Genomic DNA, 22,284 nt, shown 5'->3' on the forward strand with positions numbered 1-22,284 from the left:
GTGTTTATTTTTTATTAAATAAATCACTGCTTTATAGTTATTAAAGAACTTGCTAGGCTAAGGCAAGTTCTTCTATTTATAGCTTTCTCATCTATGTTTAAAACACCTATCGTAATCACTCTTTTAACTTTTCTTGTTGCTTGTTCAAGCATGAAAGAGGCGGGCGTGGTGTATCATGATGGTTTTGATTTTTCATCAGTGAAAAGTTATAGCTTATATGGTCGAAACTCTACTTTTACTGAAGCACAAAGCTTGTTAGATACTCGTCGCAATGCAATTGAAATTGCCATTGAACGTACTATGGCTAAACAAAACTTTAATTATGTTGAGCTTGAAAAAACTGATTTAATTGTCACTTATCATGTTGTTAGTGGTAGCCGTAAAGATTACGCTAAATATAATGAAGTCGTACGCTTTTGCACTTTCTGCTTACAGGCAACAACGTGGAAAACAGATCAACAATATTCAGACATTCGTCGAGGAAGCTTAATTATAGATTTAGTTGATCCTAAACAAAGCCGATCGGTATGGCGTAGTGTTTATAGCTTAGATTTAGAAGATAGAGAGAATAGCGCAGAGACAAACGATAGAATAAAGCAAGCAATCACCGCGATGTTGGCAAAATACCCACGTTAACCGAATCGCCTGTTTTAACTATTGCATTCTTGGTTATTACATTTAATATATTTTCCAAAAAACTATTCAATTTGCTATTCCCTGTTTATAATATCGACATTGATGTAAATCACCTATCTAATGCTTAAAAGCAGAGTAAAACTATGAATTTTCCCGATGATGAAACTGGCCAAATATTAGCAGAAATGCAACAAGCGGGTATTGACCTCAATGTAAGTCATGATGTGGTGTTCTTTCATTTATTTGAGAAGGAAACTAACGCGCAGGCTATGGTTGACTATATTAAAGAAAACATGAAAGATGTCACTGTTAATATGCATCCTGATGAAACACCTAATGTTTGGGATGTTGATTGTACTCTACAGCTAGTACCAAGTTACGACGCGGTAGTTAAGCAAGAAACAGAATTTGAAGCACTAGCAACTAAGTTTTCTGGTTATAACGATGGCTGGGGTGTTGAAGCGTAAGCTACTAATATTAAGGAGGAAACCTGAACGCTGGTTTCCTCTGTTCCTATAAGTTATTTTATTGCTAGAGAGCTTACTGGTCTTCCTTTTTTATATCTTCTTTCTCGACAGGCTCTTTTTCGATAATATCAAATGCAGGTAGAGAAACACGCCAATAAATAGCGGCTAACCTCACTAATAATGCACCTAAAATGGCGACTACAATAGCTTCATCTTCGGGCCAACCTTGTAATTGAAATATAACAAACAAACCACCACCTAGCATGGCGGCTAAAGCATATATCTCTTTACTTAATATCATTGGAATAACATTACACAGCATATCGCGAATCATACCGCCTGCGACACCCGTAATAGTCCCTAATATTATAGCGACAGATAAAGGCGCACCTAATGCAATTGATTTTTGTGTGCCTAATACGGCAAAAAGGGCTAGACCAAAAGCATCGGCAATCAGTAAAAAACGTTTAGGGATACGCTTAGGTTGTCGAATTAATACAATGGTAAGTAGCGCAGTGACTAAAACTACAAAAAGGTAATGAGTTTCAACAACCCAAAAAATAGGGGTTTGTAAAATAGTATCTCGAATGGTACCACCACCAACCGCAGTAACGAAAGCCAGCACGATGACACCAAAAGGGTCTAATTTATATTGACCCGCCATTAATGCGCCAGAAAGCGCAAATACAACAATGCCAAATATATTTAAGTAGTAGAGTAATTCAGTCATGAGTTAGTTATTATTTTAATATAGCTTATTGTAATGATTTTGTTTTTTATTTAACAATGATGACAGGTAACTTAGCTTCAAGCCAGCCATTCATATCACCAGTTAGATGTTGTAGATTCGAAAAACCATTTTTAGCTAAAACATCGATAGCAATAGCGGTACGACGGCCAGAGCGACAATAAACAACAATTTCACTTGATTTATACTGCTCTAAAAATGCAATGTTTTCTTCAATTGTGTCATGGCTAATATTAATGGCACCAGCAACATGGCCTGCGTAATATTCCGCTTCAGTACGAACATCTATTAATACAATGTTGTTGTTTGGTGTTTTAAGCACTTCTAACAAATTTTGCTGAGAAATTTGTGGTGCTTCACTTGCCAATACTGCCGTGGTGAAAAGGCTAAGTGTTAATGCTAATATTTTTATCACTCTAAACATGGTTTTTCCGCAGTCGTAATTAATCTATTTATTAATTATCTCTAATCTACTTGATTCTATGGAATTAGTCACCTGGAATTAGTCATGATCACCTCCGCTTGTTACACCTAATCACGACCCCTCAGCCTGAACCTCCATCCGTCATCCTGAACACCTACTCGTCATTCTGAGCTTGATTCAGAATCTCAAGTGTGTGGTGCCAATTTCATGGGATTCCGTATTAAGCGATCAACGGAATGACTGGCTGGTGACCTACGGCAGGACTGGGTTAGTGAACTACGGAATTATGAGGCCGACGGTCTAAGTAATGACAAGAGAGCTTATATATTTGATGCAATATATTCAATAGCAACAGCGACAAAGATCATCAAAAATAGACTGACAAGAATCATGTTATTAATCTTTTTAGTCGCATGAATAATATCAGCAATTTGTGGTTGTCTGGCTTTATCATTAAAACTAATTTTGCGTAATTTTTCAGGGGAATTCTTTTTATCATCATACATGGCAACACCGCCAAGTTTTATTGATAAATTTAGTGATAATAATAGCAAAGCAACATTGTTATTTAATTGAAAAAGATGTTTTCGACTTAAACGCCAAAATAGAATTAAGTTATTTCCTATGCTAGAAAACAGTAATAATAAAGAGAATATTCTTACTGGTAACCACATTATAAGGTTCACAAGGTACTTACTGTAAAGGCCGAAATACTTGTGTATTGTTAGCTTTGTGTTCCAGCAATAGTGCATTTCCAACAATAGTCGATAGCAAAGCGCCATTAAAGGACCAAGAGTAATAAAGATGAAAGCAACGGTATATCCTTGCTGTAAGGTGCGTAACAATTGCATTTCAATACACGCTTTACTTAAACCTAAACTTGATAAAGGCTCAGTCTCTCTTAACACCCAAGGTTTTAATGTTTGTTTGGCTACATAGTTTTGTTTAGCGGTTAACGCCTGTGCTATGTCCTTACTTACTTTCGTTATTCCAAATGAATCCAGAGCAATATAAAGCAGTAGCACTTGCCATAAAAAATCAACTTCGACGAAAGATTCAAACAGCCACAAAGTGATAATAATGGGTGGCAAGGTAACTACTATTGCAACTAAGCCTGCAATGGTTTGCTGATTAGGGGAGTTGGTTGGATTATTAACTTTATCGCTCAGCTTTTGGCAATAAAATTGAAAAAAACGCAGAGGCTCATGATAAATAAAATGACTAACGAACGCCTTACTGAATATTACCGTTAATAATATTAGTAGTTGATAGCTAAAAGAAGACAGTTCACTTAAGTTAGTCATTTTTCATTTACTCATGTTTTTTAGATAAAATATTTATGAACTAAGTGTTTTTCCCTTAAGTGCATTCAACATATTCATTACTAGCTTTGATGAATTTACTGAAGCCGTTTCTAAGTACTCATCAAAAGAGGTAGGTGACTCTTTTCCTGCAATATCAGATAGCGAACGAATAATCACAAACGGCGTCTTAAATTGATGACAAGTCTGGGCTATTGCGGCACCTTCCATTTCAACTGCTGCCATTGTAGGGAAATTAGCTCGAGCCTTTGCTATATCATCGTCTTTCGTCATAAAAGTATCACCAGTGGTAATTAAACCAACCATAGCTTGAATGTTATCAAGTTGCTCAATACCTTTTTTAGCGGCTTCTACCAAAGTAGCATCAGGAATATAAGCGGCAGGGTTTGCTGGCAATTGTCCTATCTCATAACCGAAAGCAGTAACATCAACATCGTGGTAGCGTACCTCTGAACTTACAACAATATCACCGACTTTAAGCTTGGCGTCAAAGCCTCCGGCAGAGCCAGTATTCACTACATAATCAGGTTGAAATTTATCAATAAGTATTGCTGTTGCTAAAGCTGCGGCTACTTTACCAATACCCGATTGCACAATAACAACGTCGTTGTTATCTAATTGTCCGTAATAAAATACATAACCTGCATGGGTGCTAGTTTCACAGTTCACTAACTTTTCTTTTAAAATAGCAACTTCTGGCTCCATTGCGCCAATAATACCTGCTTTCATGGTTTTCTCTTTAGCTTGTTAATTTATCAAGGATTATAACTTGGCTTGAAAAAAAAAGTTAGTTTATATTCGCTTCGCAAGAATTGTTAATAAGAAGAGTAAACAAAAGCCGGCTCGGCATTGTTTATGTTGTAGGTATAAATTTATTTTTTATAGCGAGTTATTAAAATAAGGATAAAAAAAACCAGTAACATTTTCATGTACTGGTTTTAGCTTTGTATTGTCGCGTATTTTAAATCAATATTTTAATGTGGCAGTGCTGCTACATTGTGCGCGGGTGCATTTTGTGCAGATAATCGACCAGGTATATTAGAAGATAATTCAGCTTGTGCAGCCGCCGAACTTAAAACACCTGAGCTTTTTCGTGCTTTTAGCATAGGTGCAGGTATATTGACGCCTTTAACTTTAGGTGATGGTGATTTATTACCTAATAAGCGAGAATTAATACAAGCGCGAATTTCATCTAGCGTATAGTTAGCTTTTACTTTGATTCTTAAATGTGGAATTGAAGCTGCTTCTAGCGCACCGCTAACAAACCAGTCTTTCTTAATTTTGTAGCCGCGTCCTTGAGTGTCTACTAAATCTACTGTACCCAGAAGTTTCATAGAAGAGCGCTCACAAATTATGAAGTCTAAATACTTTCCATCAGCATTGGCAGCTGCTTTTTGGCTGGCTCTATCAGACACACCGTTACGTATGGTTATTATGTCAGATAGCTTAACTCGATTAAGTATACGATATTTTGGCCCCATTGCTTGTTCTAGTAAATTTTGAAAGTTTTTTTCTGCAGGAGTAAAAACTGACATTTTACTGTCAAAAGGGAAGGGAAAACTGTTGTCATTTAATCGACTTGCTAATACCGCAACGATGACAATAAGGCTAATTAAAGCAAATAAAATAAGTTCCATAACATCTCCGGCAATTCAAATTCTTGACGCTTTATTCATTTAAGTAAATAAAACGCATACTTAACGCTAATTAAGCAGAATTTGTGCCAGAAATATAAAGGTTGAAACTTTAACGTTGTAAGTGAGGTTTATCAGGTAATAAAATTATTTATAGTATGACTTTTAATTATCTTCTATCACCTGTTATATAGAGCTATTAGGTCGGATATTTATCTTCTAATGCTGCATATAACTGTTGTTGAAAGTCACTAGCACTTGTATCAAGTGTGTTTACCAAATTTGCTAATACTTCGTTGTCTTCTTCGCCGTGCCAAATTTTAATATAGCTACCTTCTTTATAGCCATGATCTTGACGGAAGAAATTTAACGTATTTTTACCTACGTATTGACGGAATAACTCATCTAGATCCATATTCATTAATGACATACAGTCAGCTAATGCCTTGGCGTCAAATGACTTTTCAGTAACAGCTGCTGATGCTAAGTTTTCTAAGGCAATTTTGAAGTCATCTTCACCAGTACCTTGGTGTAACTCTTTAGCAAGTTTTGTCGAGATTTTTTCAACGCTGGCGCCGCTCATTAAGCGTAAACTTAAACCAAAGTGAAAAATATCAACCAATTCAAGCTGAACTTGAGCAATGTCAATTTCTTGATGTTTCCACCACTTCCAGCCATGGTGGTCTAGCATTTCAGCACATTCAACCCAAATAGCGCGATACCATTCGTAACCATTGCTGCGCCACGTTTCGCTTACTCTTGAATTCATAGCATCTTGCATGGTTAACATTTGATTGATTTGCTTTTGTGCAACCGACAAAGCAGTAGATAATTGTTCGCTCATTTTCTTCTCTGATAATTAAAGGATCAGAGCTATTTTGCCGTAGCTAATAAATAGTAGCAATAGTATTGATAGATTTATCTTGTTTAATACCAGTTTCATTAATTAAGTGAACAATTTTATACGTAGAAAAAATTGCCTAATACAATGCATTTATTTCAATAACTAGTTGTTCTAATTATTAAATAAATAACGATGTAGTTGGTGATTTTAGCAAGTAGAAATGATCACATAGCTAGTGAGATTGCTATAAGAATAGAATAACGCCAAATTACCTAGGTAATTTGGCGTTATAAAGTGGTTTACTTGTCAGTTCTACTAATTATTAATTAGCAACAATTTTTCTTAGCTATATTTACGTTTTGCACTGATTAACCCTAGGAAAGCAAGTGCAAATAAAGCAATACTTGTTGGCTCTGGAACACTTGTAACCTTATCTGTTGTTAATGTTGTTGCTATATTGGCAACCTTTAAATTATCAAATGCTACGCCAGCAACTTTAATACCATCGAATGCTAAACCAGAATCAAAACTACTATCAATCCAATTAGCCACACCAAATTCAAGATAGTAATTACCTGTATCTACAATTGAATAATTTGATTGAATCCAGCCTGTATAGCCACAAGTTGAAAGAAAACATTTTCCAGAATCAGCACCTAAAGGTTCCCATTCAGATCCACTATTTACTATACTTGCAGTTGTAGTTTTTAATACTGCTTCAGTAGTTGGTAAGCCATTGCCAGCTACGATGTCAGTAACAATATTAGTACTTGCAGAGAATAACATTGCGACTTCTTTGAATGATTCATCTAATAAACGAGTCCAAGCATAATCTGAAAAACCAGTACCATCAGATGTTACATAATTAAAATAGAACTCTAAGTCGTCACCAGAATTAGCTGAAAATAAACTTGATTGTAAAACAGAACCGTCAGCTCCCAATAAACCAGTTAAACCAGTTAAACCAACATTTTTTACACCTGAGTCAGTTGATACCCAACCATAATTTGTATTGCTTGTAGGTGGTGTTGTTACTACACCATTAGCTGAACTAGTACCGCAATTACCATTACATTCCCAACTAGAAGGGATTCCATTTTCAAACGTACTGGAGATTAATGTCGCTGATGTATTTAATGAAATAACTGATACGGCAGCTGTAATAATATATTTGATTTTGTTAAGCATTTTTTTATACCTCTATGAATTTAAAATTTTCTTTCGCTTACAGGTCATACCAGAATGCACAGGTCATACCAGTTTTTATTTATGCTTTAATAACAATGCTTTAGTTTTTATCTTTTTATTTTTTTATGAACAATGTAAAGAAACACGACAATAAATCGAAAGATACTTTACGATTGGCTAAACAGTTTCTTTCTAACCATTGCGCGATAATCTTTTGGCGTTAATGATAAGTTTTGTTTAAATAAACGAGTTAAATGCCCTTGATCTTGATAACCAACATGGTAAGAAACCTCTTGTATGGATAGGTTACTCGACGCAAGTAAATCTTTAGCCGCTTCTATTCTTAGCTGTTGCCAATATTCTGTTGCACGCATACCTGTAGCTGTTTTGAAGCGGCGAGTAAATGAACGCTGGCTTAAACCAAATTGCTCAGCTAGCTCGGCTAAACTCAGTTCACTACTTAAATTAGTACGTAACCAAAATTGTATTTGTGCAATTAATTCATCGGCATGTCGATCAACAGCGCCTTCTAAATATCGCTGCTCTTCATAAGGTTTTCTAATTTCATGAGAAAAGTTACTTTCAACATTTTGTGCTGCAGCTCTTCCGTAAGTTTGACGAATAATATGAACAATAATATCAGCTAATGCGTTTAAACTTGCTGCACAATAAATACGCTCTGACTGAGTAATAAAAAAATCAGGCTTAATTTTAACTTTAGGATAATCTCGTTTGAATTGATCAACGTAATGCCAGTGTGTTGTAGCACTATGATCATCAAGTAATCCCGATTCTGCCAAAAAGCAAACACCCGTACCTACGCCCAGTAATATCGAACCTTGTTGCCAGCAGTGTTTAAGCCAAGCAATTAATTTTTCGTGCTTTCTTAATACTGGTCTAGGATTACGCCATAAACTTGGTATGAGAATTATATCGGGTACGTAATCCTTATCGTTAGGTAAATCATTAAGGGCAATATCCGGTAATAATTGAATACCTGCGCGTGAGGAAATAGGTTTATTTTCTTGGCTAACTAGTTGGGTTGTAAGTTTTATTGTTGATTTATCATATCGACGAGCAAAGGCTTCACCAGCTAATAACATTTCAAGGGGAAGTGTTAATCCTGTGGCCAGTACATGTTGATAAATAACTAAACTCACTCTTAATTGGCTTGTTTTTGAATCATTATTATTTTCTACGGACATGTGATTATCTAAATAAATTCTTTTGGCCATTATGGCATATTTTATGGCCTTTTTAACATATTAATCTTTTCCTCTTAACTATAAACTAGCGCTATTAAATTGGTTCTTTCTCGTTACTTTATTATCGTATTAAAGGTTATTTACATGACATCATTACCTGTAGTTATTGGCATGGGTGGTATTAATGCCGCTGGCCGAACATCATTTCATCAAGGTTTTCGCCGTATCGTTATCGATAAAATAAATGCGCAGGCGCGTGAAGAAACGTTTGTGGGTTTAGCTAGCTTAATGAAGTTAGTGTCGATGAAGGATGATCAATTAGTTGATCAGGACGGAAATGTTATTGCTGTAAATGAAGTTGAAGCTAAATTTGGGCAACAAATCCTTGATGGAACATTAATTAGAAAAATTGAAAAGAATCACTTTGATGTTGATGCAACGCATTGGCACCAAAAAATGAATATACGCCCTACAGACAGCAATATTTCATTTGAATTACGTACTAAAGAGCTACCTCATCCGCTTCCGCATACATGGTTGGTTACTGATCTTGGCGATGGGAATGTTCGAGTTGAAATTCCAGAAGAATTGACAGTATTTCATGACGCATATCGTGATAATCCTATTAAAGCTGCAGGACAAATGCCAACCGGTTTTGAGCCTGGCACTCTTTATAATAGCCATTATCAGCCACGCGGATTACAAGCTACAATTTTTGCTGCTACGGATGCTATTCGTTCAACGGGTATTGAATGGGATGCTATTTTAGATAAAATCAGTCCAGACCAAGTAGGAACGTACTCTGCTTCAATTGTTGGACAGATGCAGCAAGAGGGCTTAGGTGGTTTATTAAAAAGCCGTTTAACTGGCTCTAGAGTAAGTACTAAGCAATTAGCATTAGGGCTAAACTCTATGTCGACTGATTTTATTAATGCCTATGTCACTGGTAATGTTGGCACTACATCGACGTCATCAGGGGCATGTGCAACTTTTCTTTATAATCTGCAATCAGCAGTACAAGATATTCAAGCGGGTAGAGTACGTGTTGCTGTTGTTGGTAGCGCAGAAGCGCCTATTACGCCTGAAGTTATTGAAGGCTTTGGTAATATGAGCGCCTTAGCGAACGAAAAAAGTTTGCAAAAATTGGATCAAAGTGAAACTGTTGATCACCGACGTACTAGTCGTCCGTTTGGTAATAATTGTGGCTTTACTATCGGTGAAGCAGCACAGTTTGTTGTATTAATGGATGACGAACTTGCGCTTGAAATGGGCGCTAAAGTATTGGCTTCTGTTGCGGGTGTTTTTGTTAATGCTGACGGTTATAAAAAGTCGATAACTGCACCGGGTCCTGGTAATTATATTACGATGGCAAAATCGGTTGCATTAGCGCAACATATTCTCGGTAAAGAGTCATTACAAGAGCGTAGTTTTATTCTGGCACATGGTTCAAGTACACCACAAAATCGTACTACTGAATCATTAATTTATGATCGTATCGCGACCAGTTTTGATATCAATAATTGGCCTGTAGCAGCACCTAAAGCATTTGTTGGCCATACTATTGGTCCTGCAAGTGGCGATCAAATGGCGATGGCATTAGGTATTTTTAGTGACAATATTATGCCTGGCATCACAACAATTGATAAAATAGCTGACGATGTTCACAGTGATCGTTTAAACATTGCGATTGAGCATTGGCATTGTGGTGATATGGATACTGCTTTTATTAACTCAAAAGGCTTTGGCGGTAATAATGCTACGGCAGTGGTACTTTCACCTAAAGTTACCATAGCAATGATGAAGAAACGTTATGGCGAACAAGCGATGAACGAATATGAGCAAAAGCTAGTGCTTGTTGAGCAAGCGCAAAATGAATATCGTCAACGTGCAAACCAAGGTCAGTTTGATGTGATTTATAAATTTGGTGAAGGTTTACTTGATGAAAATGAAATTGAAATTAATGATCACAGCTTAAGCTTTAAAGAATTTAAAAATAAAATTTCTTTACCTGCGGAAAACCCATTTGCTGATATGATGTAATGCAGCTTAGATAACCTGAACTCGGTTTAAGATATTTTTAATTGATAAATAAAAAGCAGCTACGGCTGCTTTTTTGTTTAAATAATGTAGTACATCTCACAAAGGTAAAGTCATGAATCAATCAATCAAAGCAGCGCTTTTATCTGCGCTTGTCTATCCGGGAGTAGGGCATTTTTTTCTTAAAAAGTCACTGATGGGTGTTATTTTTGCTGGTATTTTCTCTATACCTTTATATTTTGTTATCAGTGAAATTATCGCTAAAGCAGAGACAATAGTTGATCAAATTACCAGTGGAGAAATAGCTTTAGACTCAGCAGTTATTTCAGCATCATTATCAAATTCTATGTCTGGTGTTGAAGGGCAGGCATTAGATATGAATATCTATGTGCTAATTATTATCTGGGTAGTCGCCATAATAGACTCGTATAGACGAGGTATGGCAAGTAAATAATGTTACTGAACTGAACTGAACTGAACTGAACTAAGCTGAACCGAATTGAACTAACTTAAAGTCATTGGGTCTACATAAAACCTAATGTAGAACGGTAATATAGTATTTGTTATTAGATGGATTGGTAATAAAAGGAAATTTTGCTAAGTCATCATCAATGAGAGGCTCTAGTGTTATAGGCCCTTTATTGAAAAAGCATTCTACTGCTATTTTTTTATCGCTACTAGTGCACGTAGTACTGTTATTACTGCTTTTTACGGCAGAAACAAAACAAGCTAAACAGGTTAATATTACTCATAAAGCGATCAAGAGTTACCTCTATAAAATGACTGCTAAAGTAGCAGTAAAAGAACCTATCTTAGTTAAAGAAAAGCCTAGTGATATTAAAGCAACTGAACAGGTTAAGTTAAGCCAAGCAATTAAAAAACAAGATGAAGTGAAAAGCACTCTAAAAGATCCTCTCATTGCGTCATCACCCAAAAAGAACGTTAACCTTACTGCAAACAAGTCACAAATAAATAGCTCGAGTAAAGCTGAGTTGCTAGTTAAACCAGTAATACCATCTAAACCTAAGCCCAAAGTGACAAAAAAAGAGTCAGCCACACCTTCTTTTTCAAGTTATCAACAACTTCAAAATTTGCGAAGTTCGCTTAATAACAAAATGCTTACGCAAGAATTTTCAGAGTCACAACAATTTAGATCACCTTCGATGATGCATGGCGAGCAAATACCGGTTCCTCATTCGGATAAACAATTAAGCGAAGAAGAAATACGACAAAAAAATACAGCAAGAATGTCTAATGACATTTCAATTACTAAAAATGATAATGGTACTTGTATAATAAAAAGAGAACAGTTTCTTGGTAGCCCAGTAGAAGCATCAACGTCTTTTTTTGCCTGTGGTGAAAGTAAATTTGATAAAAATTTTCGTGAACATATGAAAAAAGTACAAGATAAAATAATGCCTAAAAGATAAGATGATAAATAACTGTACACAAATACAGTGTATGGGTTATATTTAATATATAATTTGATAACACCTGCCTTATATTTGAAATTATATATTGCTGAAAAGCCTAGTTTAGGACGAGCTATTGCCGCAGCACTTCCTAAACCTCATAAAAATCATAAGACCCATATAGAAGTCGCTAATGGCGATGTTGTTAGCTGGTGCGTAGGACATATTTTAGAACAAGCTGATCCTCAAGATTACGATGATCGATTTAAAAAGTGGTCTATGGAAACATTGCCTATGCTCCCTCAGCAATGGCAGTTAAAGCCTATTGCTCGCACACGTGACCAGTTAGCAGCACTACGTAAGCTTGTTAAACAAGCTGATGATATTATTCATGCAGGTGATCCTGATCGCGAAGGTCAGCTATTAGTTGATGAAGTTATTGATTTTTTTAAGGTATCTAAAGCTAAAAAATTAAGAGTTAAACGACTATTAATTAGTGACTTGAATTTACCTGCCGTTAAACGCTCGCTTAACGCCCTTAAAGACAATCAAGACTTCATGCCACTATCAATCTCAGCATTAGCACGTTCACGAGCTGATTGGCTGTATGGTCTTAATTTAACCCGAGCATATACATTGCAAGGGCAAAAGCAGGGTTATAATAGTGTTTTGTCAGTAGGGCGAGTACAAACGCCTATTTTAGGATTAGTTGTTCGACGTGAACAAGCAATCGCGGAATTTATCTCTAAACCTTATTACCAAGTACTTGCGCATTTAGCACTTAATGAGTCAGAAGATAACAATGATTGTTTTACTGTTAAATGGCAACCGAGTGAAGCATGCCAGCAATATTGTGATGAAGAAGGGCGGGTGTTAGTTAAAGGGTTAGCTGAAAATGTTGTTACAAGAATTAATAATCAACCCGCTATTGTAGAAGACATTAAGACAGAACAAAAACAACAAAACCAACCTTTACCCTTTAACTTATCTAGCTTACAAATTTCTGCTGCTAAGCAGTTTTCAATGAACGCAAAGTTAGTGTTAGATGTTTGTCAGGCGCTTTATGAAAAACATAAACTTGTTACCTATCCACGTTCAGATTGTCGTTATCTTCCTAAAGAGCAGCTGAAACAAGCGCCAGGTATTATCAATATGTTAGCGGCTTCTAACTTACCTTGTAATGTTCAAGCAAAAAATTCAGATAAAACGATTAAAAGTAATGCATGGAATGATAAAAAAATCACTGCACATCATGCCATTATCCCAACAGAAAAATCACCTAATAATATTAATTTAAATTCGTTTGAAAAAAACATTTATCTATTAATTACGCGACAATATTTGGCGCAGTTTTATCCTGTTTATCGGTATCAACAAACCAAGTTAACGGTAAAAATTGCGGGTGGGTTATTCGCAACCAGTGCTAAGGTTGAACAGCAACAAGGATGGAAGGTACTATTTCCTCGGCATGATAAATCGTCAGAGCCAAAAGATACCTTTTTGCCGGCATTAACAAAAGGACAAGTGTTGCATTGTAAGCGAGGGGAGTTAATTGAAAAGCAAACCTCTCCACCAGAGTCTTTTACCGATGCTACCCTGCTAGGCGCTATGACAGGTATCGCTCGTTTTGTTAGTGATGTGAATATTAAAAAAGTATTAAGAGATACCGATGGGTTAGGCACCGACGCTACTCGTGCAGGGATTATTGACTTACTCTTTAAACGTGATTTTTTACAGCGACAAGGGAAGAAAATTATTGCCACTGATGTTGGCAAAGCACTTGTTAATGCACTGCCGATAAAAGCAACCTTACCTGATATGACCGCACAATGGGAGTCAACATTAACGGCTATTTCAGAGCGAAATGCCAGCTATGTCAGTTTTATGGACCCTCTAATTAGTACTATTACTGAGATGATTTCAGAGGCGAGCCAACAACCTTTTTCAAATTTACCTAAAGTGGCCTTTAAGCCAAAAAGAAAAGCTGGCGCTAAGCGAAAATTTACTAGAAAACCCGCAATGAAAAAAGTAGGGTGAGACTGTTATACCAGTTTAATTAAGTGAACAACTTTATACGTATAAAAAATCGCCTAATACAAGGCATTTATTTCAATAACTAGTTGTTCTAATTATTAAATAAATAACGATGTAGTTGGTTGTTTTAGCAAGTAGAAATGATCACATAACTAGTGAGATTGGTATTAAATATCATTGTTAATTAACAAGTATAACAAGAGATATAAACCGCCTACGTCCTTATGTTAAGTCGCAGGCGGTTATACTAATAGCGTCTAAGCTTTTAGCTGATTTCCAATAGGCAATTGTCTAATGCGTTTACCACATGCGGCAAAAATAGCATTACATAACGCAGGGGCGTAAACAGGAGTGGGAGGTTCACCAACACCGGCTGGAGCCGCATCACTTTGAATAATTTCCACATCTATTTCTAATGGACCGTCATTCATACGTGGCACGAGGTAGTCGTGAAAATTACTTTGTTGCACACGACCTTTATCGAAAGTAATCCCTTCACTAATGGCAGCAGTAAGGCCATAAATAGAACCACCTTGAACTTGGTTAATTACGGTATCCGTATTGACTACCGTTCCGGCATCAATGCTTGCCCATGACTTAATGATTTTTAGTTCACCGCTGTCTGAAACCTCTACTTCAACCACAGTGGCCACGTAGCTTAAGAAGCTTCGATGTGCCGCTATACCTAAACCTCGGCCTTTAGGGAGCTTTCTCCCCCATTTACTCATCTCAGCAACTTTTTCAATGACATGACGTAACCTACCAATATCTAACGGATAAATAGCTTTATCGCCGCCGTAATTATCGTATTCGCCATTTTGCTCAGTAATATCTAAAATGCGGTCAGGGCCGATGGTTTCAAGCAAATAGTCTTTTTGATCGCGACCAGCCTTGTGAGCTGCTTCGGCGATAAATGACTGTATAGCAAATGCATGAAAAACATTCGATACAGACCGCATCCAACCAATTCTCGCTTTGGCTGGGGCTTCACCGTTTTCTAACTTCATGTTAGGTGTGTTAATTGGGTTATCGGTAAATCCTAAACGTAACTCGAAGCTGCCAGCTTTGGTAGCGCCTTCTTGAAAGGTCGATGTAATAGGCGAAAATGCAGTCCGGTGTAAATATGCTTCAATTTTGCCATTTTTATCTAGCGACGCTTCAATGTGTTGAGCTGAAACTGCATGGTAGAAACCATGTTGTATATCATCTTCACGCGTCCATTGAACACGAATAGCCTTACCCGTTTTCATTGAAAGATAAGCAGCTTCTGCTGAGAAATCAGGCTTAGACTTACGGCCAAAACCACCACCTAACATAGTAACGTGAACGTTAATTTGTTCTTGTGGCATACCAACCATGGCAGCTACTGTTGCCATATCTGCTTGCGGGTTTTGTGTTGCAGCCCACACGTCTACACGGTCTTTGTAATACATTGCTGTAGCACAAGGCGGCTCCATTGGTGCTTGAGCTAAATGCGGTGCATAGTAATCTGCCACTAGCTTATCGCTGTCTTTTGCTAGAATACTTTCAGCATCTCCGATTGAGCGCACAGACGACTGCGACGATGCCACTGTAGCTAACAAGCTCTCTTTAAAGGTCTCTGAATTATAGTCACCATTTTTACCGTCATCCCATGCCACTGTTAATGCTTTGCGGCCTTTCATGGCTGCCCAAGTATTATTGGCAATGATGGCAATACCACCTTTAGGCTGAAACATAGGTGCGCCTTGCGGTGCAGGGATTTCTACTATGTCTACAACGCCTTCTATTGCTTTGGCAGCTTTTGCGTCAAAACTTTTAACTTTGCCACCAACAACAGGAGGGCGAACAATCATTGCGATAAGCGCTTTCGGCTCTAGTACATCGGCAGCAAACGTGGCTTTGCCTGTTACTATATCTTTTAAATCGACATGTTCCATGGCGGTATTAATGTAACGCCACTCACTACGCTTTTTAAGCGGAATTTTATCTGCTTCTGGCGGTGTAATGTTTAACGCATCATTGACCAACTCAGCATAAGTTAGGGTTTTTCCTGATGTATGAGTAACAACGTGCTGCTCAGCTGAACATGAATCTATAGACACATTCCAGCGCGTTGCTGCCGCTTGTCGCATAAGATGACGAACGCTTGCGCCCATTTCACGTAAACGCTGCATATTGTAACGAATGCTGCGTGAACCATCGGTATTTTGGTCACCGTATTTAGGATCGCCTTTACCTTGGATAACAACAACCTTGTCCCAAGAAGCTTCCATTTCATCGGCAACAATTTGTGCGATTGCAGTACGGATTTGCTGACCCATTTCAGAACGATGACAGGTGATTTCAACAACACCATCTGGACGTAAGGCAACAAATAAATTAGCTACTTTTGATGATTCTGATGGTTTAGCAAGTACACCAGCCATTGCTCTAGGCGCTGCACCTGTAAAATAAGTACCAACGACTAAAGCACCTACTGCGACACTAGACTTTAAAAAATTACGACGGGTTAAATCAAAATATTGGCTCATGCTTCTTCTCCTGCTTTTTCAGGAACATAATAAGCAACACCAGCCATTGATTTAGACGCAGATTTGATCGCTTTATGAATGCGAGGATAAGTACCACATCGACAAATATTGCCTGACATACTTTGTACAATCTCATCATCACTAGGTGTAGGGTTGCTTGCCAGTAAACTAGCTGCTTGCATCATTTGACCACATTGGCAAAAACCGCATTGTGGCACTTTATGTTCTATCCAAGCTTTTTGTACAGGATGCTCACCGTTTTCACTTAAGCCTTCAATAGTTGTTATTTTACTACCTGAAACTGCAGAAATAGGTAATGTACATGAGCGTTGTGCCTCACCGTTTATATGAACAGTACACGCACCACATTGTGCCATACCACAGCCAAATTTAGGACCTGTTAGTTGTAACTCATCCCGTAAATACCAGAGTACGGGCGTAGTCGGGTCGCCTGAAAACTTACGAGTTTCACCGTTAACGGTAAACGTAATCATGATTTGCTCTCCATTGTCGTAAGTAAACGATTATGCTTCGCTTTGCTTACATTGCTTGATTGGAACTGTTGACGTCTCTAACCGTATAGTACTAAACCTAATATTTAGTGTACTAGCGATTCACCTCTTAAACTTTGTAAGACTTTGTAAGGGATTTTAAATGAGGTTGAATAAACTAAAGATACGCGTACTTTATCTTACAGTCAAACTAGCCTTGATTTTCAGGTGTTAGTTATGAGGTTCTGGGTGAAAAGCCCTAGAGTTAATAAGGTCAAATGTCATCGTTTAACCTGTCATAAAAGCGATACTGTTGATTTTCTTAATAGGGTATTATTTATTTTAATTTACCTTGCTTGGAATAAGAACAATGAGGATTAACGATACCGCTAAGAAGAATTATGAATGGGTTGAAGAAATGGGCTGGCATAATAAAACCACATTAGAAGCGTTAGCACTGGTTGCTTCTGAAGTGGGCGAAGCAATCAATGAATGTAGAAATGAAAAGCCAACGGATGCTTTTGGTGAAGAGCTTGCTGATATTATTCTTAGAGTGCTTGATATTGCTCATTGGCAAGGGATAGATATGGAACAAGAGATCACTAAAAAAATGATGATTAACGAGCAACGCGGTACAAGAGGCAGAGAAAAATAACATGGTTAAACTCTTATTTATCTTTATTCTTTTATGCTGTTTAAACGCTTGTAGTAATAAAGAACTGTACCAAGCTGGGCAAGATTATCAAAAAAGTGAGTGCGTTAAAAATGCTTCATCAGAAGAGCAGCTTAATGATTGCTTAACAAGGAATAAAAAAACTTACGAAGTTTATAAACGAGAGCATGACGAAGTTATTGAAAAATAATCAGGGTCATTATTTAGTTCGAACTATCGTTTCGCTATATTGTTAAAAGCCAACACTGTTCAACCAATTGTTGGCTTCGGTCGAATCAACACAATACTTTATCTCTACATTGGTAAATAATTTATAGGTTTCTTCCAGTAAGCTTTTTTGGATAGAAAGACCAAAAACAACCGCTAAATATTGTAAATTTTGATTGTTTAACCATGAATATAGTTCAGATATATAACTTCTGGCATCAGGTGTTATTAACTCCCATTGAGTCAGATCTACTAAGCATGCCCAAGGCTCATTGTTCATTTGAATAACGAGTTTTTTTAATTCCTGTCCCCAATCTATCGCGGCTTCATAATTCCAAGAATCATAAGCCACAAAAGTAAGGGTGTTTTTATTAACTGTTAATGTATAAGAGCCGTGTGACTTCATTAAAACCTCGAAAAATATAACGAAACCTAATCTTTCTCGTTTAATAAGAAAATGCCAGAAAAAATGCCAGAAAATATGGCTATGTTAATCGTTCTGAATTAGACCTTTCAATTCTTTTTTAACAAACGTTGGCAAAGCGAATGCCGCGGTGTGTAATTGATGGTTGTAATAATCAAAGTCTAAACCGCTATCAATTACACGTTGTGGGTTAAAATCATTAATTGGGTGATGTTTTTTAGTCGCAAAAGTAAAACTCCATAAACCACCAGGGTAGGTTAAATTACTAAAGCTATATAAAAAGCACTGATCAAAAACATTATTTAATACGCTTAATAATGATTGTTGAATGTCCATGGCATACCAAGACGATTCACCTTGTGACACAACAATACCGTCATCGGTTAGACAATTAAAAACATCTTGATAAAACGCTTCACCAAATAATGGTTGTGCAGGGCCAATAGGATCTGTGCTATCAACAATAATCACATCAAACTTTTCTTTAGTATTTTTAACAAATTCTACACCATCACCAATAATTAAATTGATTTTGGGATTTTCAAGCGCACTAGCTGTTTGTGGGATGTGCTCCTTACAAGCGTCAACCACCATAGCGTCAATTTCTACCATGGTACATTTTTCAACCTTGCTATGACGTATTACTTCTCGTGCTGTACCGCCGTCACCACCACCAATCACTAAAACGTTTTTAGGGTTAGGGTGAACAAACAAAGGTAAGTGAGAAATCATATCGTGGTAAGCAAACTCATCGCGCTCAGTTACCATAATTAAACCATCATTAAGTAACATTTTTCCATGACCTTTGGTGTCAACAATATCGACTGTTTGAAAGTCACTTTTACCTGAAAATAATACGTTCTCTACTTTAAAACGTAAGCCTAAAAAGTCAGAAAATTTTTCTTCTACCCATAAATCAGAGTGCATGGTTTTCTCCGGTAAGATCTAGCGCTAGTGGTGTTGAATATTGTGTTTCGGGTGTAATAAAGCTAGCGAAACAAACGAGGTAACCATTGTCTAACGTTTTACTGACTAATGAATTACTTATATAAGGACTCTTAATCGTAGTCGTTACTTTTTTTGAAAATTGAGGGTCATTAAAGCCAAGTAAATCAAAAGAAGAAGGGCTAAGAATATCAAGAATTTTTGACGCTATAGTAAATAAATCCAGATTTGATTCAAAGCTAACATAGCTACTACCTGCTTGAGGTGTAACATGAATAGTATAGTAATCTGTACCTTTAATAGCGTTAAGTGAATAACCATAAGGGTCAAAGACAAAATCATCAATTTCAAAACCAGGTAACAACTCATTAATACAGAAAAAATCTCGTATTTCTTGCGTACTTAACCCTTTAGTTGTTAATTTTTTAGAGGCATATTCACTGATTTGATAGGCCAGTAACTCATAAGTGGTGTCGTCAGGCTCAGCTTGAAATTCATTATCTTGATGAAATACATAATTATGATGACTATATATTTCACCAAAACGGTAGGCTTTACCGGTTAGGTATTTCGATAATAATTTAATGTCGTCACCAAACGAAGTTAATTGTGCATTAGAAAAATACTCATTTTTTCTTTGGTAAGTAACATGAAGAATATCTTCGGGTTGTGTGTTTTGAATAAAATATTCAATGGAGTTCACTAATTGCGTAACGCCACAGGTTAGAATTAAAAATCGGTCATCCCAAACAAATAAGCTAGATTCAGAAAGCAAAAACGCTTTACAGTGCTCATTTTCAATAGAAGATAAAATTTGGGCATTACAACATTCAACAAGTTCTTGCCAAAATGTATTACTGATATCGTTAAGTAGTGAAAGTTTTGTGTTATCCACGACCACTTCAGCTTTTTTTTCTGAGCCTTCAAAAAACAAAAGTAAATCCTTAAAACTTGCCTAAAGCACTTCAAAAACTTAAAATAAATAGACATAAAAATTGCGGCGGTCATTGTACAAACAAAAAATATTTTTACAATAAATACTTTTTTATAATTAACATTTTCGGTCAATCGTAATTAAAATTTGTATCAATGTCATAGTAAGGCTATTAGCGCTATTGAAAAATAATAGAATTAAAAGCGAGTATAAAAACTTACCTATTTTTGTTAAATAAAACTATACTTTTTTCATTTTATTTGGATAATTGCCAAAATATTTAGGGTTACCGCTTATGAAAAAAATAAAAGAAATAGATATCGACCTAACCTTACCTGAAATCGAGTTTAGTTGCGCTGAAATAACACCGGCAATATATACGAATACCACGCACATTATTGGTTTTGAATTTGACGGCACAGCCTGTTTTCGAAAAGGAACTAAAGCAGGGCCTAATGCCTTAAGACAAGTATCCGATGGAATAGAAACCTACTCGCCTTATTTAAACCGTGATATTGAAGATTTTTCTTTTGTTGATTTAGGTAATTTATCTACTGTGCCAAGCCAATCAAGTCAAAGTGAACATCAAGCGATAGAACTACAATGGCAACGTGCTACCGATGATTTTTGTCAGTTATTTAATGACATAGACTTACCAAACTCACAAGTACGTACATTAGTACTTGGTGGTGAGCACTCTATTTCATATGGCCCTATTAAAACCTATTTAGCACAATACCCTAATTTAGTGGTATTGCATTTAGACGCGCATGCCGATTTACGTGATGGGTATCTTGATTTTCATTACTCACATGCCTCTATTATTCGCCGTATACTTGACCATTTTGGTGAAGAACATCAACTGATTCAATATGGAATTCGCTCGGGAACAAAAGAAGAATATCAATGGATGCACGAGCATAAAACCATTCAACCATCGCGAAATGATTTTTTAGCCGCGGTTGAAGCCATTGCAGATGACCGTCCTATCTATTTAACATTAGATTTAGATTATTTTGATCCGAGCTTTTTCCCAGGCACAGGAACACCTGAGCCGGGTGGTGAAGACTTTCACTCATTTGTTAGTTTATGCAAGATACTATTCAAAAAGAACTTTGTGGGTTGTGATGTTGTTGAGCTTTCACCGGTCATTGATGCGACAGGTAACAGTGATGTATTTGCAGCGAAGGTTGTACGTGAATTACTTATTTGTTTAAATGAAAGTAAATAACATCTAATAAATCAATACCTTAAGTAAGATGGTGGTGAGTATATTAGCATTGCCTTATGATAAAAAAAGGCCTGATGATTTAACTATCATCAGGCCTTTATTGAATACACATTAAAAATGTAATACTAGCTTAAATCTGCAAAGTGTTATTATTGCGTAACCGGCAATAATGTTATTTCTACTCTGCGGTTAAGTTCTTTACCGGCTTCCGTACTGTTATTCGCAACAGGTTGTGTTTCACCAAAACCAATAGATTCAATTCTATCATTAAGAATACCAGCAGCACCTAAGTAGCCAGACACAGATTGCGCGCGTTGTACTGATAACCGTTGGTTTAATGCATCAGACCCTGAACTATCGGTGTGGCCAGCTACAACGATTAAGGTTTTATCAAACTCTTTTAAAACTAAAACAACTGAATCTAAAACTGAATAAAAATTTTGTTCAATATTCGCTTTGCTAGAAGAAAAAGTAATGTTGCCCGGCATAATTAAATTAATGTTATCACCGTCGCGCTCAACACTTACGCCAGAGCCGCGTAATTGTTTTCTTAATTCAGCTTCTTGGGTATCCATATAGTACCCAATACCACCACCAATAGCCGCGCCACCGGTTGCTGCTTGTAAAATTCTGCGATTTCGTTTACCTATATCATCTTCATCTTTGTTAGCTATGTAGGCAACTACGGCTGCAACACCAGCTCCAATACCAGCACCTTTAGCAGTATTAGTCGCTTTTTCTTCACCTGTGTAAGGGTCGAAAGTTGAACATGCGCTTAACGCTAAGCAAGCAATTAGGGGAAGTGTAAAGTGTTTCATTTTTTTCCTTAAATAATTCATGTGTAAAATAGAGTGCTAAAAATGGAGTGCTAAAAAGGGTTTGCGAAGATAATCTCGATTAAAGCATCACTATATT

The 22,284-nt window shown here is 36.7% G+C and carries 23 protein-coding genes; 9 read left to right on the forward strand and 14 right to left on the reverse strand.

Annotated elements, in window-relative coordinates; genetic code table 11:
• The first annotated feature begins 93 nt into the window (after nucleotides 1-93).
• Both GQS55_RS03075 and GQS55_RS03080 read left to right on the forward strand, forming a co-directional pair.
• A complete protein-coding gene (locus tag GQS55_RS03075) occupies nucleotides 94-636 on the forward strand; it encodes a DUF4136 domain-containing protein (RefSeq protein WP_159817878.1) in 543 nt (180 codons plus the stop codon).
• A 143-nt stretch (nucleotides 637-779) separates the two neighbouring features.
• On the forward strand, nucleotides 780-1,103 hold the full coding sequence (locus GQS55_RS03080; RefSeq protein WP_159817880.1) for a ribonuclease E inhibitor RraB: 324 nt from the start codon (nucleotides 780-782) through the stop codon (nucleotides 1,101-1,103).
• 73 nt (nucleotides 1,104-1,176) lie between these two features.
• Here GQS55_RS03080 and GQS55_RS03085 read toward each other — a convergent pair whose 3' ends face one another.
• The 8 genes from GQS55_RS03085 to GQS55_RS03120 all read right to left on the reverse strand — a co-directional run bounded on the left by GQS55_RS03085 (nucleotide 1,177) and on the right by GQS55_RS03120 (nucleotide 8,468).
• A complete protein-coding gene (locus tag GQS55_RS03085; RefSeq protein ID WP_159817882.1) occupies nucleotides 1,177-1,833 on the reverse strand; it encodes a trimeric intracellular cation channel family protein in 657 nt (218 codons plus the stop codon).
• Between the two features lie 46 nt (nucleotides 1,834-1,879).
• A complete protein-coding gene (locus tag GQS55_RS03090) occupies nucleotides 1,880-2,275 on the reverse strand; it encodes a rhodanese-like domain-containing protein (protein ID WP_159817884.1) in 396 nt (131 codons plus the stop codon).
• Nucleotides 2,276-2,595: 320 nt separating this feature from the next.
• Nucleotides 2,596-3,579, reverse strand: a complete 984-nt coding sequence (locus GQS55_RS03095) for a cobalamin biosynthesis protein CobD/CbiB (protein WP_159817886.1) — start codon at nucleotides 3,577-3,579, stop codon at nucleotides 2,596-2,598.
• 33 nt (nucleotides 3,580-3,612) lie between these two features.
• Complete coding sequence (gene mtnN / locus GQS55_RS03100) at nucleotides 3,613-4,326, reverse strand: 5'-methylthioadenosine/S-adenosylhomocysteine nucleosidase (RefSeq protein ID WP_159817888.1); 714 nt, start codon at nucleotides 4,324-4,326, stop codon at nucleotides 3,613-3,615.
• 245 nt (nucleotides 4,327-4,571) lie between these two features.
• Nucleotides 4,572-5,234, reverse strand: coding sequence for a DUF2726 domain-containing protein (locus tag GQS55_RS03105; RefSeq protein WP_159817890.1), 663 nt, complete (start codon nucleotides 5,232-5,234; stop codon nucleotides 4,572-4,574).
• 196 nt (nucleotides 5,235-5,430) lie between these two features.
• Nucleotides 5,431-6,051 (reverse strand): dUTP diphosphatase, encoded by a 621-nt coding sequence (locus GQS55_RS03110; RefSeq protein ID WP_442872187.1) that lies wholly within the window; start codon nucleotides 6,049-6,051, stop codon nucleotides 5,431-5,433.
• A gap of 366 nt (nucleotides 6,052-6,417) precedes the next feature.
• Nucleotides 6,418-7,263, reverse strand: a complete 846-nt coding sequence (locus tag GQS55_RS03115) for an NF038132 family protein (RefSeq protein WP_159817894.1) — start codon at nucleotides 7,261-7,263, stop codon at nucleotides 6,418-6,420.
• Between the two features lie 167 nt (nucleotides 7,264-7,430).
• Nucleotides 7,431-8,468 (reverse strand): GlxA family transcriptional regulator, encoded by a 1,038-nt coding sequence (locus GQS55_RS03120; RefSeq protein WP_236559745.1) that lies wholly within the window; start codon nucleotides 8,466-8,468, stop codon nucleotides 7,431-7,433.
• Between the two features lie 144 nt (nucleotides 8,469-8,612).
• Here GQS55_RS03120 and GQS55_RS03125 point away from each other — a divergent pair, with 144 nt between their 5' ends.
• The 4 genes from GQS55_RS03125 (at nucleotide 8,613) to GQS55_RS03140 (ending at nucleotide 13,954) form a co-directional block, all read left to right on the forward strand.
• A complete protein-coding gene (locus tag GQS55_RS03125; RefSeq protein ID WP_159817898.1) occupies nucleotides 8,613-10,508 on the forward strand; it encodes a beta-ketoacyl synthase in 1,896 nt (631 codons plus the stop codon).
• A gap of 112 nt (nucleotides 10,509-10,620) precedes the next feature.
• Nucleotides 10,621-10,959 (forward strand): hypothetical protein, encoded by a 339-nt coding sequence (locus GQS55_RS03130; protein WP_159817900.1) that lies wholly within the window; start codon nucleotides 10,621-10,623, stop codon nucleotides 10,957-10,959.
• Nucleotides 10,960-11,116: 157 nt separating this feature from the next.
• Nucleotides 11,117-11,935: a hypothetical protein gene (locus GQS55_RS03135; protein ID WP_159817902.1), complete on the forward strand. Its 819-nt coding sequence runs from the start codon at nucleotides 11,117-11,119 to the stop codon at nucleotides 11,933-11,935.
• A gap of 75 nt (nucleotides 11,936-12,010) precedes the next feature.
• Nucleotides 12,011-13,954 carry a DNA topoisomerase III gene (locus GQS55_RS03140; RefSeq protein WP_159817904.1) on the forward strand — a complete coding sequence of 648 codons (1,944 nt, stop codon included), beginning with the start codon at nucleotides 12,011-12,013 and terminating at the stop codon, nucleotides 13,952-13,954.
• Nucleotides 13,955-14,208: 254 nt separating this feature from the next.
• Here the strand turns inward: GQS55_RS03140 and GQS55_RS03145 are convergent, their stop codons facing one another.
• A complete protein-coding gene (locus tag GQS55_RS03145) occupies nucleotides 14,209-16,464 on the reverse strand; it encodes a xanthine dehydrogenase family protein molybdopterin-binding subunit (protein WP_159817906.1) in 2,256 nt (751 codons plus the stop codon).
• The gene (locus GQS55_RS03150; RefSeq protein ID WP_159817908.1) at nucleotides 16,461-16,958 is read right to left on the reverse strand and encodes a (2Fe-2S)-binding protein; all 498 of its coding nucleotides are present in this window, start codon (nucleotides 16,956-16,958) and stop codon (nucleotides 16,461-16,463) included. The genes GQS55_RS03145 and GQS55_RS03150 overlap by 4 nt, the downstream gene beginning before the upstream one ends.
• A gap of 367 nt (nucleotides 16,959-17,325) precedes the next feature.
• Here GQS55_RS03150 and GQS55_RS03155 point away from each other — a divergent pair, with 367 nt between their 5' ends.
• Nucleotides 17,326-17,610 carry a MazG nucleotide pyrophosphohydrolase domain-containing protein gene (locus GQS55_RS03155; RefSeq protein ID WP_159817910.1) on the forward strand — a complete coding sequence of 95 codons (285 nt, stop codon included), beginning with the start codon at nucleotides 17,326-17,328 and terminating at the stop codon, nucleotides 17,608-17,610.
• 1 nt (nucleotide 17,611) lies between these two features.
• Nucleotides 17,612-17,818 carry a hypothetical protein gene (locus GQS55_RS03160; protein ID WP_159817912.1) on the forward strand — a complete coding sequence of 69 codons (207 nt, stop codon included), beginning with the start codon at nucleotides 17,612-17,614 and terminating at the stop codon, nucleotides 17,816-17,818.
• 42 nt (nucleotides 17,819-17,860) lie between these two features.
• On the opposite strand, the gene GQS55_RS03165 is transcribed toward GQS55_RS03160, so the two are convergent.
• From GQS55_RS03165 to GQS55_RS03175, 3 genes are all read right to left on the reverse strand, one after another.
• Nucleotides 17,861-18,241, reverse strand: coding sequence for a hypothetical protein (locus GQS55_RS03165; RefSeq protein ID WP_159817914.1), 381 nt, complete (start codon nucleotides 18,239-18,241; stop codon nucleotides 17,861-17,863).
• An 84-nt stretch (nucleotides 18,242-18,325) separates the two neighbouring features.
• The gene (gene speE / locus GQS55_RS03170; RefSeq protein ID WP_159817916.1) at nucleotides 18,326-19,186 is read right to left on the reverse strand and encodes a polyamine aminopropyltransferase; all 861 of its coding nucleotides are present in this window, start codon (nucleotides 19,184-19,186) and stop codon (nucleotides 18,326-18,328) included.
• Nucleotides 19,176-20,138 (reverse strand): adenosylmethionine decarboxylase, encoded by a 963-nt coding sequence (locus tag GQS55_RS03175; protein WP_159817918.1) that lies wholly within the window; start codon nucleotides 20,136-20,138, stop codon nucleotides 19,176-19,178. The genes speE and GQS55_RS03175 overlap by 11 nt, the downstream gene beginning before the upstream one ends.
• A gap of 295 nt (nucleotides 20,139-20,433) precedes the next feature.
• Here GQS55_RS03175 and speB point away from each other — a divergent pair, with 295 nt between their 5' ends.
• Entirely contained in the window at nucleotides 20,434-21,369 is a 936-nt protein-coding gene (gene speB, locus GQS55_RS03180; RefSeq protein ID WP_159817920.1) for an agmatinase, read from the forward strand.
• A 149-nt stretch (nucleotides 21,370-21,518) separates the two neighbouring features.
• Here speB and GQS55_RS03185 read toward each other — a convergent pair whose 3' ends face one another.
• Complete coding sequence (locus GQS55_RS03185) at nucleotides 21,519-22,187, reverse strand: OmpA family protein (protein ID WP_159817922.1); 669 nt, start codon at nucleotides 22,185-22,187, stop codon at nucleotides 21,519-21,521.
• Nucleotides 22,188-22,284 lie beyond the last annotated feature (97 nt).

Source organism: Colwellia sp. 20A7 (assembly GCF_009832865.1).
Classification (GTDB): Bacteria; Pseudomonadota; Gammaproteobacteria; order Enterobacterales; family Alteromonadaceae; genus Colwellia.